Here is a 14,254-nt window from a genome sequence, read left to right as displayed (position 1 = left end):
AGCACAACACCGTGTTCCACCTATGCTCATGAATGTTTTTCGACTTCTTCTTGAATGTCGTACTCAGATTCATCATGGGATGTCTTTATAGTATGGCCTAGTGACTCAAGTGCGATTGATGTGATTTCAACCAAGCGAGTGTTTAGTCTACCTTCTGAGATAGGGTATATGCTCACTCACTAATATTGCAGTACGTGGCAGGATTTTGGTATTTTAGGTTACTAATATTAACCAGTAATTATTTGGTTACCTGGTTGCAATGCGCTTGAAGCACTCATATTAGAGGCACCAATGTCAAAAAAGGAAGTTTATGGCAGACAATAAAAAGAAAGTGCTGGTGTTATTTGCGCACCCGTCTCAACGACGATCGGAAGTGAATGCGCCGCTTTATAAAATCGCGCAGTCGGTCGAGGGAGCGACAGTGGTGGATCTCTATGCCGAATATCCGACCTTTCACATTGACATTGACCGCGAGCAAGCGCGTTTGCGTGAGCATGATGTGGTGCTCTTCCAATTTCCCCTTTATTGGTATTCAACGCCTGCCATCTTGAAAGAATGGCAAGATTTAGTGTTGGAATATGGTTTTGCTTATGGCTCGAGCGGCACCGCATTGCAGGGGAAATACTTCATGTGTGCCATTACCGCGGGTGGGAGTGAAGAAGCGTATAAAGCCGATGGATTTAATCATTTCAAAATCCGTGAACTTCTCTACCCCCTTGAACAAATGGCAAACTTAACGGGCATGAATTATCTTGCGCCGTTTGCGATCTTTGGCTCACGAACCGCTGCAGAGGAAGGAAAAGTTGGCCAACATACTGCCGCTTATAAAAAATTGCTGACTACGCTGGTTGATGGCAGGTTGGATACGGATTTGCTTGCGGGTAGTGAGAAAATAACAGCACGCTCTATTGATAGTGTCATCAAGGAAGGAAAAGCATGACAGATTTATTCTTAAAGGCATTTATCTATTTAGTTGCTGCTGTCATTGCGGTGCCGATTGCCAAGCGTTTTGGTTTGGGCTCGGTTCTTGGGTATTTGATTGCCGGTGTGATTATTGGCCCTCTGACGGGGCTAGTGGGCTCGGAAACCAATACGATTCAGCACTTCGCAGAATTTGGTGTCGTGATGATGTTGTTCCTCGTAGGTTTAGAGCTTGAGCCGAAGATGCTCTGGGCAATGCGAAACCGCTTGATGGGATTGGGGGGCCTCCAAGTCGGTGTCACAACAGCCATCGTGATGGGGATTGCATTACTCTTTGAGCAACCTTGGACCATCGCGCTTGCCATTGGCTTAATTTTCGCCTTGTCTTCGACTGCTATTGTGCTGCAAACCTTTAATGAAAAGCGACTCACCAAAACAGAAGGCGGTCGAAATGCCTTTTCAGTGTTGCTGTTTCAAGATATCGCCGTGATCCCGATGCTGGCGTTTATTCCGTTGTTGGCACTTCCTGAGTTGGTGGAAAAGGCAAAACATGCCGCCGCTTCCGCGTCTGAACACCATGAAGAAATGAGCCTAGTCGCGGGACTGCCGGGTTGGGCCGTCGGTTTAGTGATCTTGGGCTCAATCGCAGGTGTCGTTGTGGGCGGGCACTATTTAAGCCGCCCGTTATTGCGCTTTGTTGCCAGCTCTGGTCTTCGTGAGATATTTACCGCCACCGCGCTGATGCTCGTGATTGGTATTGCCGCACTGATGAGTTTGATAGGGCTTTCACCAGCGTTAGGTACGTTTTTGGCGGGTGTCGTACTGGCCAACAGTGAATTTCGTCATGAGTTGGAATCAAACATTGAACCGTTTAAAGGACTGCTGCTGGGCTTGTTCTTTATTACCGTTGGGGCGGGCATCAACTTTGGCATCTTGTTTGAAGATCTGTTTGTCATTATTGGCCTGACAATCGGACTCATGGTATTGAAAGCCATCGTGCTGCTTTTGTTGACTTTTATATTCAAGATCAAAGGCTCGGCTCGTTGGTTATTTGCACTGAGCCTCGCCCAAGCGGGTGAGTTCGGGTTTGTGTTACTAAGTTTCTCAATGCAAAACAATGTATTGCCTGCTGAAACTGCGCAGTTACTGTCGCTGGTAGTAGCAATTTCTATGTTTCTCACACCTGGTTTATTCATTCTTTATGACAACGTCATTTTGCCGCGTTACGAGAAAGTGTCTAATGACCGCGAAGCCGATGTGATTGATGAGCAAGGGTCGGTGATTATTGCGGGTGTTGGCCGTTTTGGGCAGGTAGTGAACCGTTTGCTGACGGGTAATGGGGTGAAGACCGTCGTGCTTGATCATGAAGCCACGCAAGTAGAAAACCTGCGCCAAATTAACATCAAAAGCTATTTTGGTGATGCCACTCGACCCGATCTATTGCATACAGCAGGTATCGAAGAATCGGCGTTGTTGGTGGTCGCCATGGATAACGAAGAAACCACCACCGAGCTTGTTGAGTACGTGAAACACACCTATCCCCATGTGAAAGTGCTCGCTCGTGCCTTTGACCGTGGGCATGCGTATAAGCTTCGCCATGCGGGGGCGGATTTTGTGATCAAAGAAACCTACCACTCTGCACTGGAAATGGGCGCAGAAGCGCTGCGTGCGCTTGGCTCACATCCCTTTTTGGTTGAGCAGCAAAAAGCGATGTTTAACCAAATTGAGAAACAGAGTTCTGAAAAACTCTATCAAAGTTGGTTAGGCGGCGAAGAATCACAAACCTACGATAACCATTACCAACATCTGTTTATTGAGCTAGAAGAAACCATTCGAGAAGCGATGGATACGGATAGGATGGATAAACATGCTCTCACCGATCGCGAGTGGACGCCGCCACCAAAGGGTTACTTAGATGAATTTGGTGCGCCTCCTTCGGATGACCAGCCTAATGAACCGCTGAATGACGCGTCGGACGAACAGGAGAAACCCGCTTAATGTTGCTTGTGCCCTTTGAAGCAGCAGATGCACCACAACTTTGCGATTGGATACCAAACGCCAGAGACAATTACCTGTGGGGAGGCCCGGCGTTTGAATTTCCAATCACGGTTGAGCAGGTCGCAGCGCACTTAGCGAAACCCGAAGTGCGCCCTTTTCTCTTTCGTCATCAGGGTGAAGCAGTCGGATACATTGAGCTTTATCGAGTATCTGCCACTGAATACCGCCTATGTCGGGTGCTGATCGCCGCTGAAAATAGCCGTGGGCAAGGGTGGGGCAAAGCGATGGTGTCATTGGCACTGGATGTTGCCTTTGAAGAGCCTAAAATCACGACAGTTAGCTTGGCCGTGTTTGAGTGCAATCAGATCGCAGTAGCTTGCTACACCGCCCTGGGGTTCGACTTACTACAAGAAGAGCCCAAAACGCGTGAGTTTCAAGAAGAAACATGGACGCTACTGAGAATGCAAAAGCGGCGTTAGGTTATAAAGCGTACTGCCACTGCATACCCTGTGTGACCCTCCTTCCATTAAGGCTCTTGCCACCTCCGCGCCCCCAATATTTCTGTTGAATATCAAGCTATTCAGAATACGATGCGCGCGTTCCACAATTATCGGCAAACTGTTTGAAAAAACAGGACGCAAAGCCTCCGGTCTAAGAGTGTTCTCTGCTTAATGTAGAGAACAATGATGATAGCGGGGTTGCCATTTTCGAGATTGAAAATGTCTGCTTTTCGCGTCTGTCCGTGCTGTGGGTGAATAACAATAAAAACACGCAGGAAGTACATACATGCTCAAGCTTCACACCTCTATTTTGTCTGTTACCGCCGCGTTTTTCAGCGCGAGCGTGATGTCTCATGGTTATATTAGCGCCGTTGATGATGGCTTCGCTGGCCGTGCGGCAATGTGTAAATACACCTCTGAAACGGGTGAGAAAAATACTGATTGTGGTCAAGTTCAGTGGGAGCCACAAAGTGTGGAAGGGCCAGAGGGTTTCCCAGAACTTGGCCCCGAAGACGGCAAACTGGCCAGCGCGGGATTGATCCAGTTTTCAGCGTTAGATGAGCAGACCGCTTCACGCTGGGTCAAACGCTCGATTGTGGCTGGTCAAAACGATTTTGAGTGGACGTTCACGGCAAACCATGTGACGCGCACTTGGAAGTACTACATCACTAAACCTGATTGGAACGTGAATCAGCCGCTGGTTCGCGCTGCATTAGATTTGAATCCGTTTTGTGTGATTGAAGGCAACATGCAAAAGCCGCCAAAGACCATGGTTCATTCGTGTGATGTGCCTGCTCGTGACGGTTACCATGTCATTTTGGCTGTTTGGGATGTGGGTGATACTGCCGCAGCGTTTTATAACGCCATCGATGTGCAATTTGACGGCGAGCAGCCAGAGCAACCTAATTGGTCTCAACATGGGCAAATTAGTCCTGGTATGAACCTGACAGAAGGCGATGCGGTATTTACCCGTGTGTTTGACAACGAAGGCGAGCGCCCAGAGCTGTCAACGCGTCTGATCATTGAGAGCGAAAAAGCCGGTGTGGCAAACACCTGGTCATTCGATCTTGCGGAAAAAATTAATCAGGCTAATAACGTTATCAAAGCGGGTGTGCGTGACAGCAATGGCAATTTTATCCCCGTTTACGGTGCTAATCCGATCTACTTAAAGAAAGACAGTGGACTAGCACGTGTAGAAGTTGGCTATGACATTGCATCACCTGAGCCGGATTACGGCGTGATCATTGGTGGCGTGGCATCCGAGTACATGATTTCAGAAGACGGGATTGATCTCGGTTTCACCGTCACGGCTTCGGGTGACATTACGGTAGAAATGACCGTTTACAATCACGCACAAGAAGCATTGGCTTACGAAAAGTTGTCGTTGGAAGATGGCGTGTCTGAAAACGTGAGTCTAAAACTGACGAAAGCCAGCGCGGGTCATCACATGTTGGTTTCTCGCGTGAAAGACAGTGAAGGAAATTTGGTTGAACAGCAAACCGTAGACTTTCACCTGATTGAAAAAAGCGACCAGTGTGGCACTGATCCTGAGGCGACGAACCACCCAGCATGGGACGAAAACACCACCTACACAGGCGGCGAAAAAGTAAGCTTCAATGGTTTAGTGTGGGAAGCAAAATACTGGATTCAGGGAGCAGCACCAGAAAGCAGCGATGCGTGGAAATTGCTCAGTACATTGCCAGTGGCGTGGACATCAGGCAAAGCGTATTTAACTGGCGAGCAAGTGTTGTTTGAAGGCAACCTGTATCAGGCTAAATGGTGGGTAAACAGCAGCCCAGTATCAGCACCAGAAGCATGGACGAACAAAGGCCCGTTTGCTTGTGAATAACAACGTACAGCGTTGATAGTATAATAAACCAAATGACAAGCCTGATGCGAAGCAACGCATCGGGCTTTTTTTGTTTGGGCCGTTTGGGTATGAACAAAGGTCGACAATGTCTCTGATTTCATGTGATCTGAGTGAAAGCTTTAAGCAGAATGGTTTACCATTCAATTGTTATCGGCGTGCCTACTGAGACCATGCTCAGAAACTCATCCATCTGCTCGTTGGCAATTGCAATACAACCATCTGTCCAATCCTCACCACGGCTTAAGCTAGGGTGCGGGCCTGCTTCGTTTTTCTGACCATGAATCATGATTTGACCGCCAGGGCTCACGCCCAATAATTCAGCGCGCGCGAGATCTCGTGTGTTCGGATAGTTGATGCGGATAGAGCGATAAAAGCGGGATTTCTCGTTAATGAAGTCAAGGGTATAACTGCCTTCCGGCGTGCGTTTGTCGCCTTCACGTAGTTTGTGGCCTTTCGGGTTGGCACCAAGTGCAATGGGATACCATTTGACGATCTTATCACCTTGGATCAGATACATTTTACGGGCAGATTTATCCACTTTGACCAAATCAATGTCAACCATACTGTTCGTCGCTTGAGCGGGTAAGGCAAGGATAATGGGCAGTAAAAACCACCATGAAGATTTGATAAAGCCTCGTATCACCGCTTTCCCCTTCATGACAGCCAATGGTGAAAAATTCCGTTTCATAACATCCCTGAACTTTTTCCTACGAATATTAAGTATTACCACTTAATCGCAGTCAATACCCAATTTGGTGGGGAAATTACCACAAGTCAGTACATTCAAGGCCTGCCCTGTGGCGATGTTATCACTCGGACATCACGTCAATGCAGTGATCCCATGTGTTTTGAGAAACATTAAGGTGAGAGGTTGACCTGCTGTTATAGACAGCATCGATGACCTCATAAGGTCGTGTCGGTTTATAGCTGGCGAATGCCATGTACGCCTCTAATTTGGGCGCGCCGCTTTGTTTGAAATCATAAGCGCCGCCCGCAACCACGGCTTTTTGCGCACAAAACCTGGCGATATCCAACCGTTGTGACGGGATCTCAGCCACTTTTTGCGCGCATTCACCAAACAGGCTGACTGAGTAATCCCAAGCACTGTCAAAGTCCGTGCTATAGATGCGCTGAACAGCGTTAATCTTAATTTTGGAGGAAGCCTCTGTTGCATAGCGTTCAATCAATGCTTGTTGAGGACGCTGTTTCAATTTTTCTGAAGCAATGAAATAGGCGGTATCTGCAAGCTCAGTGCAATACGACAGTTGAATAACTTCTTTGTTTGAATACAACTGAATGGTTTTTACCGGTTCAGGTTGAGTCGCACAGCCGACTAGAGAGGTTACAGCAAGCAGGTAGCCAAAGAAAAAACGAGTCGGAACCATCATACATCCTTATTGATAGGGGGCGATTCGAAGCAGCAGAAATGGAAATATTAGTGTGAATTATACCGCTATAAATGGACGCTCACTGTTTTCTAAATGAGACCTGTCGAAAGATGTTGAGGATTACCACGTGGATGAAACTGAGTGTTTATCGTTCAAATGGGTGAACTAGGCAATTAGCCTAAATTTTTCAACATTAAGTTATATCAATGAATCATCTTTAACGTGACTTTTTTGAATTTCGCTTTAACCAAAGTTATGTCTGGTAAGGCTTAAGGTTAAATAACTGTCGTTGGTGGAAAGTTAACCTCAATAAGTGAAATTATTGGTTATAACCACAAAAATCTCTGATTGGAGCTGCTTTTGGTGCTTTCGTATACTCGGGGTGTTGATGGGAGTGAAACCGTTAACCATTACTTATATAAAAGGCCGTGTAGAGAGCATTATGATTGATTTTTGGCCATTAATTGGCATTGTTGTAATTACAGCTGGGTTAGCGTTAAAACTCAATACGTTACTGGTCATTTTGGTTGCGGGTGTCGCAACCGGTTTAGTCGCAGACATCGCGGTAATGGAAATCCTGTCTATCTTAGGTCAATCCTTTACCCAAAACCGCTATATGTCCCTTTTCATTCTTATTTTGCCAATGATTGGCATTCTTGAACGTTTCGGCCTTCGTCAGCGCGCAGAAGCTTTGATTGGCTCGATGAAGAAAGCGTCAGTCAGTAAAATTCTGATGACTTACTTGTTGTTGCGTAAAGCTACCAACGGGATGGGTCTGAGTATTGGTGGTCACCCATCGATGATCCGTCCGCTTATTGCACCTATGGCGGAAGCCGCCGCAGAAAAAGACTGCCCCAATTTGTCAGATGAAAAACGTCAGTCGATTCGTGCGTTATCAGCGGCAAGTGAAAATTTTGGCAACTTCTTTAGCCAGCTGCTGTTTATCGGCACAGGCGGTATTCTTCTTATCAAAGGCGTGATGACTGATAATCAACTCGACGTGAAGCTTGAAACCATGGCCTTGTGGGCACTGCCAACCGCCGTTGCATCGTTTGTGCTGTTCGTTGTCTTCAGCAAAATCGTGGAAGTGCGTCTTCTTAAGCCATCGACCAATCAAAGTGCATCAGCGACTGCAAACGCTGATGCGCAAAAAGAAGGGCAATAACCCATGTTAGAGTACATTTATCAAACCACGGGTTTATTGCTGCTGGCGTTCTCGCTGCAAAGCTTCCTTGATAAAGAGAATCCGAAACGTATCGGTAGTGGTCTGTTTTGGCTGATCTACGGCATGACATTCCTGTTTGGCGCGATGATCCCGAACTGGGTGACAGGCCTTATGGTATTGGCGCTTACCGCGCTGGCGGCGGGTGGGTTTATGGGCGTGGGCAACTACCGCACCACCACCGAAGAAGAGCGTAAACAAACCGCAACCATGCTTAAAAACAAGCTGTTCATTCCTGCTGCTATCGTGCCTGTCGGCACGGTTGCTATCAGCCAGTTTACGTCACTCGGCGCACTGGTTGGCCTAGGTCTCAGCTCTATTGCAGCCATCGTTGTGGCGTTAATGATCACCAAAAGCAAACCGATGCACTGCCTTAACGAAGGACGCCGTTTGATCGATTCCATCGGTTGGGCTGCCATCTTGTCGCAGTTTCTGGCCGCGTTAGGTTTTCTGTTTAATCAGGCGGGTGTGGGCGATACCGTCGCGCAAATTGTCAAAATGATGATCCCTGAGAACATGCTGCTGGTGAACGTGATTGCTTACTGCGTAGGTATGACCATTTTCACCGTGGTGATGGGTAATGCGTTTGCCGCGTTTGCCGTGATCACCACGGGCATTGGCATTCCATTGCTGATACTCGAAAACGGCGGCAACGCAGCCATCGTAGGTGTGCTGGGTATGCTTTCCGGTTACTGCGGTACGCTAATGACCCCAATGGCTGCCAACTTTAATGTCGTACCTGCAGCGTTACTTGAATTGAAAAATAAACACCACGTTATTTTGATGCAGGTGTTTCCTGGCCTGTGCATCTTGGCGTTCAACATCTTCGTTATGTATAGCTTTGCATTCTGAGAGTAGTAGTGATGAGAAAAGTATTGATTACAGGCTTCGAGCCTTTTGGTGGCGCTTTAGTTAATCCTGCATTGGAAGCAGTAAAGCAGCTTGATGGTTTTCAGCTCAATGGTGGCGAGATAGTTATCTGTGAAGTGCCTGTGACGCGTTATGACGCGATTAAAGCCGTCACTAAAGCCATTGAGACTCACAAGCCAACATTTGTGATTACAGTGGGTCAGGCTGCGGGTCGCAATGCGATCACCCCTGAGCGTGTTGCGATTAACATTGATGATTTTCGTATCCCAGATAACGGTGGCAACCAGCCAATCGACGAGCCAATCGATGAAGATGGCCCTGATGCGTATTTCAGTACCTTGCCAATCAAAGCAATCACTCGCGCCATGCAAGAGAAGGGTATTCCATGTACCGTCTCTAACACGGCGGGTACGTTTGTCTGTAACCATGTCTTCTATGGTGTTCAACACTTCTTGCGTGACACGGATATTGGACACGGCTTTATTCACATTCCATTGCTACCTGAACAAGCGGCAGCGACAGATCAACCGTCAATGTCTCTTGAAACCATTGTGGAAGGCTTGAAAGTGGCTGCGCAAGCAACACTGGACAATAAGCACGACATTGCAGTGGGGGCGGGGAAGATTTGCTAACAGCAGAAATGAACGTTAAAAGCTGAATAACGAAAAGCCTGACAGCGATTGCTGACAGGCTTTTTTGTTTTTAAGTGCGCATTTTCGTAAAAATTCACTCTTAAAGAATAAAAATCACCCCACGAACTAAATTCGCCAAATCTCACCATGTCACTAAAATTGGAAAGCTGGGTGACGATGCCGTCACTAGGGTTAATAGAAAGTATTTTTTCGATCTGATGCAATTGATACCGATGACGCATTGTGAAACGCCATTCAATACTTTTCTTCAATATTGTTTCAGACTTTAACCTTAAAAATGATACGTGGAGTGGTCCAATTATGAGATGGCATTTATATATAAAATAACTAATGTAACGAAACCTAAAATAGGTGTTGATGATGCAAAAAGCCACCTATCGACAAGGCGTTAATAGAGGAGTGGTATCAAAATATTTGTATTGGCCTTGAGCCTTTCGGTGCTTTCCGTCGACGCGATGAGTGATGCTTATGGGAGGAGTGCAGCGAGACTAAAAAGCCGCTCACTGAGCGGCTTAAATACGGCATGTTCATTTTGGTGAAGTAGATACACCGCGTTAATAGGTCGTAATGTTATCGGGTTCTATTCGATAAAATCACACGCTTCAAAGCTAGACTTTCCAAGATAGACGATGGGTTGTTTAGCACCGTTTAGACATTTCCCTTCGTTGACAACAATGTTGCAATGAACTTTGTTGGTGCTTGAATCGAGAATGATTCCACCTTGAAGAACACTGTAATAGTGTCCGTTGGGGTTAGTTTGACATACTTTGAACGCGTTATCGTTTGCAGCATTGGTATAAATAAAGCTAGTGATACCGGATGTAATTGCCACACCAACGTTGGATCTCCAATCTACATTCGAGCCTTTACCTTCAGTCACAGTCTCCCATTCATTGATCAGTCCCGACCCTTGATAGTTCATGTTTAACTTTGTGACTAAGTCAGGTCCACCAATAACACCATTATCACAATCTATGTAAATGGTATGGCCATAAACGGATACAGACACATAACTGTACTGACTACAGATACTATTTTCGGTGAATACGTCGTTATCAGTGATGGTGAGCGTACCGGTTTTCCTATCATTGCCGTTTGCTAGCATTGATGCCTTAAGCGTTGCCGTTTCGCTCTCCTCTCCTCGTTTGTCATCCACGGTGTCAATGTTAACGTTAAACGATGCGACGCCCGCTGGCACAGCGATATCAGTGCCTGCAGACGTAATGGTTTCTTGGACACTTGAGCCATCACTGAACAAGATTTTCACGTCTCTTGAATAATCACTGTCTTTTGTTGTGCCATTCACCAGTTTCAATGTGGCGGTTTGCGACAATTTGGTTTGGTTATTAAAAGAGACGTTGAGGCTGGCAGTTTCGCCTTCTTCCACGGTAGGGTTGGTGATTTTCTTAACACGTGTTTGTTGTGCATTCGGGAAGGTCGTAGCGGTATAGCACGTATGCTCTTCTTGTGTGTTGGTCGACATGGCATTCACGCGAGCAGGGAAGAGGCCGATCCTAACTTGCTCACCGGTCACTGGGTCAACGCGATATAACCATGTGCTGTTGATGTTCCCACTGACATTCTGATTCTTGGCGGCAACAAGAATTTGACCGTTTTGGTCGAGGGTAGCCGCGGTTACAAAGTCAATGTTATGGAATGATTTGAGCGTCATTTCAGCCGTGGACGGGTCGACAGAGAAGGTACGGGTATTGGTGACGTACAAAAGCGCATTGTCTTTAAAGACAAAGTCCCCCCAAGACGAAAAGCCCCCAAATGCGATGTTATTGTCGAAGGCTTTGGTGTCAGACACGGCACCAGAAAGTGGGTCAATAGAAAACAGCTTGGTTGCATTGGACGCGATGAGTTTACTGTTGGCCGCATCGTAAGCCATTCGTAGTGTAGCAGGCACGTTGGCGACAACGGTATGGCGTTGTGCATCGTGGTCAAAATAGGCAAGTTGATTGGGCAACGACGTTGACGCATGGAGAGAAAGGCTGTTGAACTCGTCGGACGAGACATGCGCGCTTGCATCTGCGACATGATAATCAGCCGGTCTCGGCACACTGACATAATAGGTGCGGTTGGTGGTTGGGTCGTAGGCCATGGCAGAGCTACTAAAGGCCGCCCTAGATGATATTAGTGCGCGGTCTCCTGGGTTCGAATAGCCCAGCAATTTATTGTCTTCTTTGAGGTCGAGTAGGAAGCCAACGTCGCCCCGCCCACCATTGATAGAATAAACATTGCCGAAACATTGTGCTTGTGCGGTGTTGGCAGCCATGGCTGCCAGTGATAATGCAAGGGAAGAGAGTGCTAGCCGTGCTTTCATGAATAGTCCTTTTTGTTTTACGTATTTTATTATTTTGATGGGTGCTGTTTATGGCCTTTGAGTGAATGTCTAACAGACATTTCCACAATGAAAGGAAGGCTTTGTTATGTAAATCAGAAGGTAAACAGGTAGATGAGTATCTCGATTTCGACGAGTATGCACGAAGGTGGTGCAGGTGGGGTGTCTCTATTATGGGACTAATTTCATATTAATTATTTAGAATATACTAATAGGAAAGCGCTTTCCTATGTCTTATTCTTTTCGTCTATATACCCAATTAACCTCAATATGATTGCTCAGCGAAAATTGGTCGGCATTCAGGCTGAGGCGGTACGTCGTGGATTTGAAAATATAGTCGTTCTACATTGAAGTCAGTCACCCAGCATGAGAACAAAAAAATCAGGCCCTTGGGAGGGCCTCATCCGTCTACCTTGTTGTCGAAAAACCTCGAAACGTTTTTCAACGTTGTTTTGCCTTTTTTTTCCCAAGTTGAACGTGATAACCGGCTCTGAACGCAGCAACTGGAGTTCGCTCGGTGATATTGCCAATGCTTTATGGTTACACTTTAAATTTATTTAGCTCAATGTCTTGTTTGCTAGTGAGCGTAACCATCCCTGCGCAACGTTGTTCTTGCTCTGTGGCTTTTTCGGATGCAGCTTGGCTCATTGCTCGCATGTTGTTGGTGCTTTGGTTAACTTCCATTGATGTTGTGTTTTGGCTTTCGGCACCGTTAGCAATATCGGTAGTGAGCGTATTTATCTCATTAATGCTGTTTCGGATTTCAGCGAGCACAGCGTCAGCTTGGCCTGCAATTTCTTGTGTGTTTTTGGCTGTATCACGTCCTTTGAGAATGATCTCTTCAGCACTGCCGACACCAATTTGAAGTTGGCTGATCATCTTTTTGATTTCTTCTGTTGATTGTTGTGTTCGAGAAGCCAACGCGCGAACTTCGTCAGCAACGACAGCAAAACCGCGTCCCATTTCACCTGCTCGCGCTGCCTCAATCGCAGCGTTGAGAGCGAGTAAGTTGGTTTGCTCAGCAATACCAGTAATGACCGTCAGAATTGATGCAATGTTGTCGCTATAGCCTGAGAGCTCATTAATTTTTCCGACCGCCGATTCCATTTCTACGGTTAATGATGAAATAGATTTGGCGGTATTTGAAACCACTTCCACCCCTTTACATGCGGCATCATCCGCTTCTTGCGCGGCACCTGATGCTCTTTGAGCGTTGTTAGACACGTTTTGGGCAATAGATGACATCTCCCCCATTGCATTAGTCAGTGATTCTAGTTCATGAAGTTGCTTTTGAATTCGTTGCGATGAGGCTGAGGCTGATTCTGCAGTGAAGTCGGTGTTTTTTCTGACCTCTAGTGAAATGCTTTTTACTTGCCCGATAAGGCTCTGTAAATATTCGAGGAACGCATTAAACTCAATCGACAATTTGCCAAACTCGTCATTGCCAGAAACAACAATGCGTTTGGTTAAGTCACCTTCACCGCCATTGATTTCTCTTAGTGAGTGACGGAGGCCTTCTAGCGGCTTCAGTTGACGTGACACTCCGAAATACAAGGCAATGGAACAAAATAAGGCGCTGAAGATCGTAGCAATCAATGCGGTCCAGCCAAATTGTGTCGCTTCAGCCATGACCTGATTTTTGTCGAGCACAACGCCAATCAACCATTTGTTGCCATACAGGTTAGAAAGCTCATAAAAAACCGTAAAGACACGTTGATCGCCGATGGTGGACTCGGTCATCGTTTGAGAAAACGACGGTACGTTATCGCCAAATAACTCGGTGATAGATTTGCCATTCAAGGTCGTGTTGGGGTGGCTGATAATATTGCCATCTGCGCTGAGCAGGAAAGCGTATCCAGTCTGGTCAAAGTTTAAGGTATTCACCGCCTCAGAAACGGAACTGAGGCTCAAATCGCCACCAAACGCGCCTTTGAATTCGCCTTTGTCGTAGAAATTTGCCACGGCAGAGATGAGAATTTCGTTGGTGCCTGCATCCGCGTAAGGTTCGGTAAGAATTGCGCGGTCATGTTGTTTGGCGAGCGGATACCAAGGGCGTTTTCTCGCATCCCAGTTTTCTGGTGTCCATGTCATGTCATTGGTGATGGATTTACCATCGGTCGCTAAGCCGCCAAAGATGAGAATGAACTCGTCTTTTAAAAGGGGAGTATCAAAGGTTTTTTGAATGGTTTCAGCAGTAAAGTCGGCATCAATGGTTTGAGCCATCATATCGATCAACGCAAGCTTACTATTTAGCCAGTTGGTCACTTGGTTCCCCAGTGCTGACGTGGTCTCGAGTGTCGTTTGGGCCTTGTTTTCATAAAGCGCATTTTTCACCGTGTTGTATTGAAACCAAGAGAAAATAGAGAAACTGAGAACAACAATACAGGACGCCAGCAGCGCAACTTTATGGGAAACCTTCATTTTTACCTCTAACACTTCGTATGATTCAATAATTAATTATTGGTTTATCAATAAGAAGTGTAGTCAG

11 protein-coding genes and 1 riboswitch are annotated in these 14,254 nt (G+C 46.5%); of the genes, 7 read left to right on the top strand and 4 right to left on the bottom strand.

What is annotated here, in order from left to right:
• The first annotated feature begins 310 nt into the window (after positions 1–310).
• The 4 genes from A1OO_RS16605 (at position 311) to gbpA (ending at position 5,268) form a co-directional block, all read left to right on the top strand.
• The gene (locus tag A1OO_RS16605; RefSeq protein ID WP_017003743.1) at positions 311–940 is read left to right on the top strand and encodes an NAD(P)H-dependent oxidoreductase; all 630 of its coding nucleotides are present in this window, start codon (positions 311–313) and stop codon (positions 938–940) included.
• Positions 937–2,919: a monovalent cation:proton antiporter-2 (CPA2) family protein gene (locus tag A1OO_RS16600; RefSeq protein WP_017003742.1), complete on the top strand. Its 1,983-nt coding sequence runs from the start codon at positions 937–939 to the stop codon at positions 2,917–2,919. The genes A1OO_RS16605 and A1OO_RS16600 overlap by 4 nt, the downstream gene beginning before the upstream one ends.
• The gene (locus tag A1OO_RS16595; RefSeq protein WP_017003741.1) at positions 2,919–3,398 is read left to right on the top strand and encodes a GNAT family N-acetyltransferase; all 480 of its coding nucleotides are present in this window, start codon (positions 2,919–2,921) and stop codon (positions 3,396–3,398) included. Before A1OO_RS16600 ends, A1OO_RS16595 begins: the two co-directional genes overlap by 1 nt.
• A gap of 123 nt (positions 3,399–3,521) precedes the next feature.
• A riboswitch (cyclic di-GMP riboswitch) is annotated at positions 3,522–3,625 on the top strand.
• A gap of 80 nt (positions 3,626–3,705) precedes the next feature.
• A complete protein-coding gene (gene gbpA, locus A1OO_RS16590) occupies positions 3,706–5,268 on the top strand; it encodes an N-acetylglucosamine-binding protein GbpA (protein ID WP_017003740.1) in 1,563 nt (520 codons plus the stop codon).
• A gap of 154 nt (positions 5,269–5,422) precedes the next feature.
• Here gbpA and A1OO_RS16585 read toward each other — a convergent pair whose 3' ends face one another.
• Together A1OO_RS16585 and A1OO_RS16580 are read right to left on the bottom strand one after the other, a co-directional pair.
• Complete coding sequence (locus tag A1OO_RS16585; RefSeq protein ID WP_241819246.1) at positions 5,423–5,851, bottom strand: L,D-transpeptidase family protein; 429 nt, start codon at positions 5,849–5,851, stop codon at positions 5,423–5,425.
• 247 nt (positions 5,852–6,098) lie between these two features.
• Positions 6,099–6,674, bottom strand: a complete 576-nt coding sequence (locus A1OO_RS16580; RefSeq protein WP_017003738.1) for a hypothetical protein — start codon at positions 6,672–6,674, stop codon at positions 6,099–6,101.
• A 445-nt stretch (positions 6,675–7,119) separates the two neighbouring features.
• On the opposite strand from A1OO_RS16580, the gene A1OO_RS16575 reads away from it, so the two are divergent.
• Genes A1OO_RS16575 through pcp form a run of 3 tightly spaced genes read left to right on the top strand, consistent with a single transcriptional unit; the run spans position 7,120 to position 9,401 of the window.
• Positions 7,120–7,842, top strand: coding sequence for a DUF969 domain-containing protein (locus tag A1OO_RS16575; RefSeq protein WP_026023914.1), 723 nt, complete (start codon positions 7,120–7,122; stop codon positions 7,840–7,842).
• Between the two features lie 3 nt (positions 7,843–7,845).
• Positions 7,846–8,751 carry a DUF979 domain-containing protein gene (locus A1OO_RS16570; protein WP_017003736.1) on the top strand — a complete coding sequence of 302 codons (906 nt, stop codon included), beginning with the start codon at positions 7,846–7,848 and terminating at the stop codon, positions 8,749–8,751.
• 11 nt (positions 8,752–8,762) lie between these two features.
• Entirely contained in the window at positions 8,763–9,401 is a 639-nt protein-coding gene (gene pcp / locus A1OO_RS16565; protein ID WP_017003735.1) for a pyroglutamyl-peptidase I, read from the top strand.
• 601 nt (positions 9,402–10,002) lie between these two features.
• On the opposite strand, the gene A1OO_RS16555 is transcribed toward pcp, so the two are convergent.
• Entirely contained in the window at positions 10,003–11,748 is a 1,746-nt protein-coding gene (locus tag A1OO_RS16555) for a hypothetical protein (protein ID WP_017003733.1), read from the bottom strand.
• Between the two features lie 558 nt (positions 11,749–12,306).
• On the bottom strand, positions 12,307–14,187 hold the full coding sequence (locus tag A1OO_RS16550; RefSeq protein ID WP_016962553.1) for a methyl-accepting chemotaxis protein: 1,881 nt from the start codon (positions 14,185–14,187) through the stop codon (positions 12,307–12,309).
• Positions 14,188–14,254: the final 67 nt, after the last annotated feature.

Origin of the sequence: Enterovibrio norvegicus FF-33 (assembly GCF_000286835.2) — a bacterium.
Classification (GTDB): Bacteria; Pseudomonadota; Gammaproteobacteria; order Enterobacterales; family Vibrionaceae; genus Enterovibrio; species Enterovibrio norvegicus_A.
This window is presented reverse-complemented; position numbering and strand designations above follow the sequence as displayed.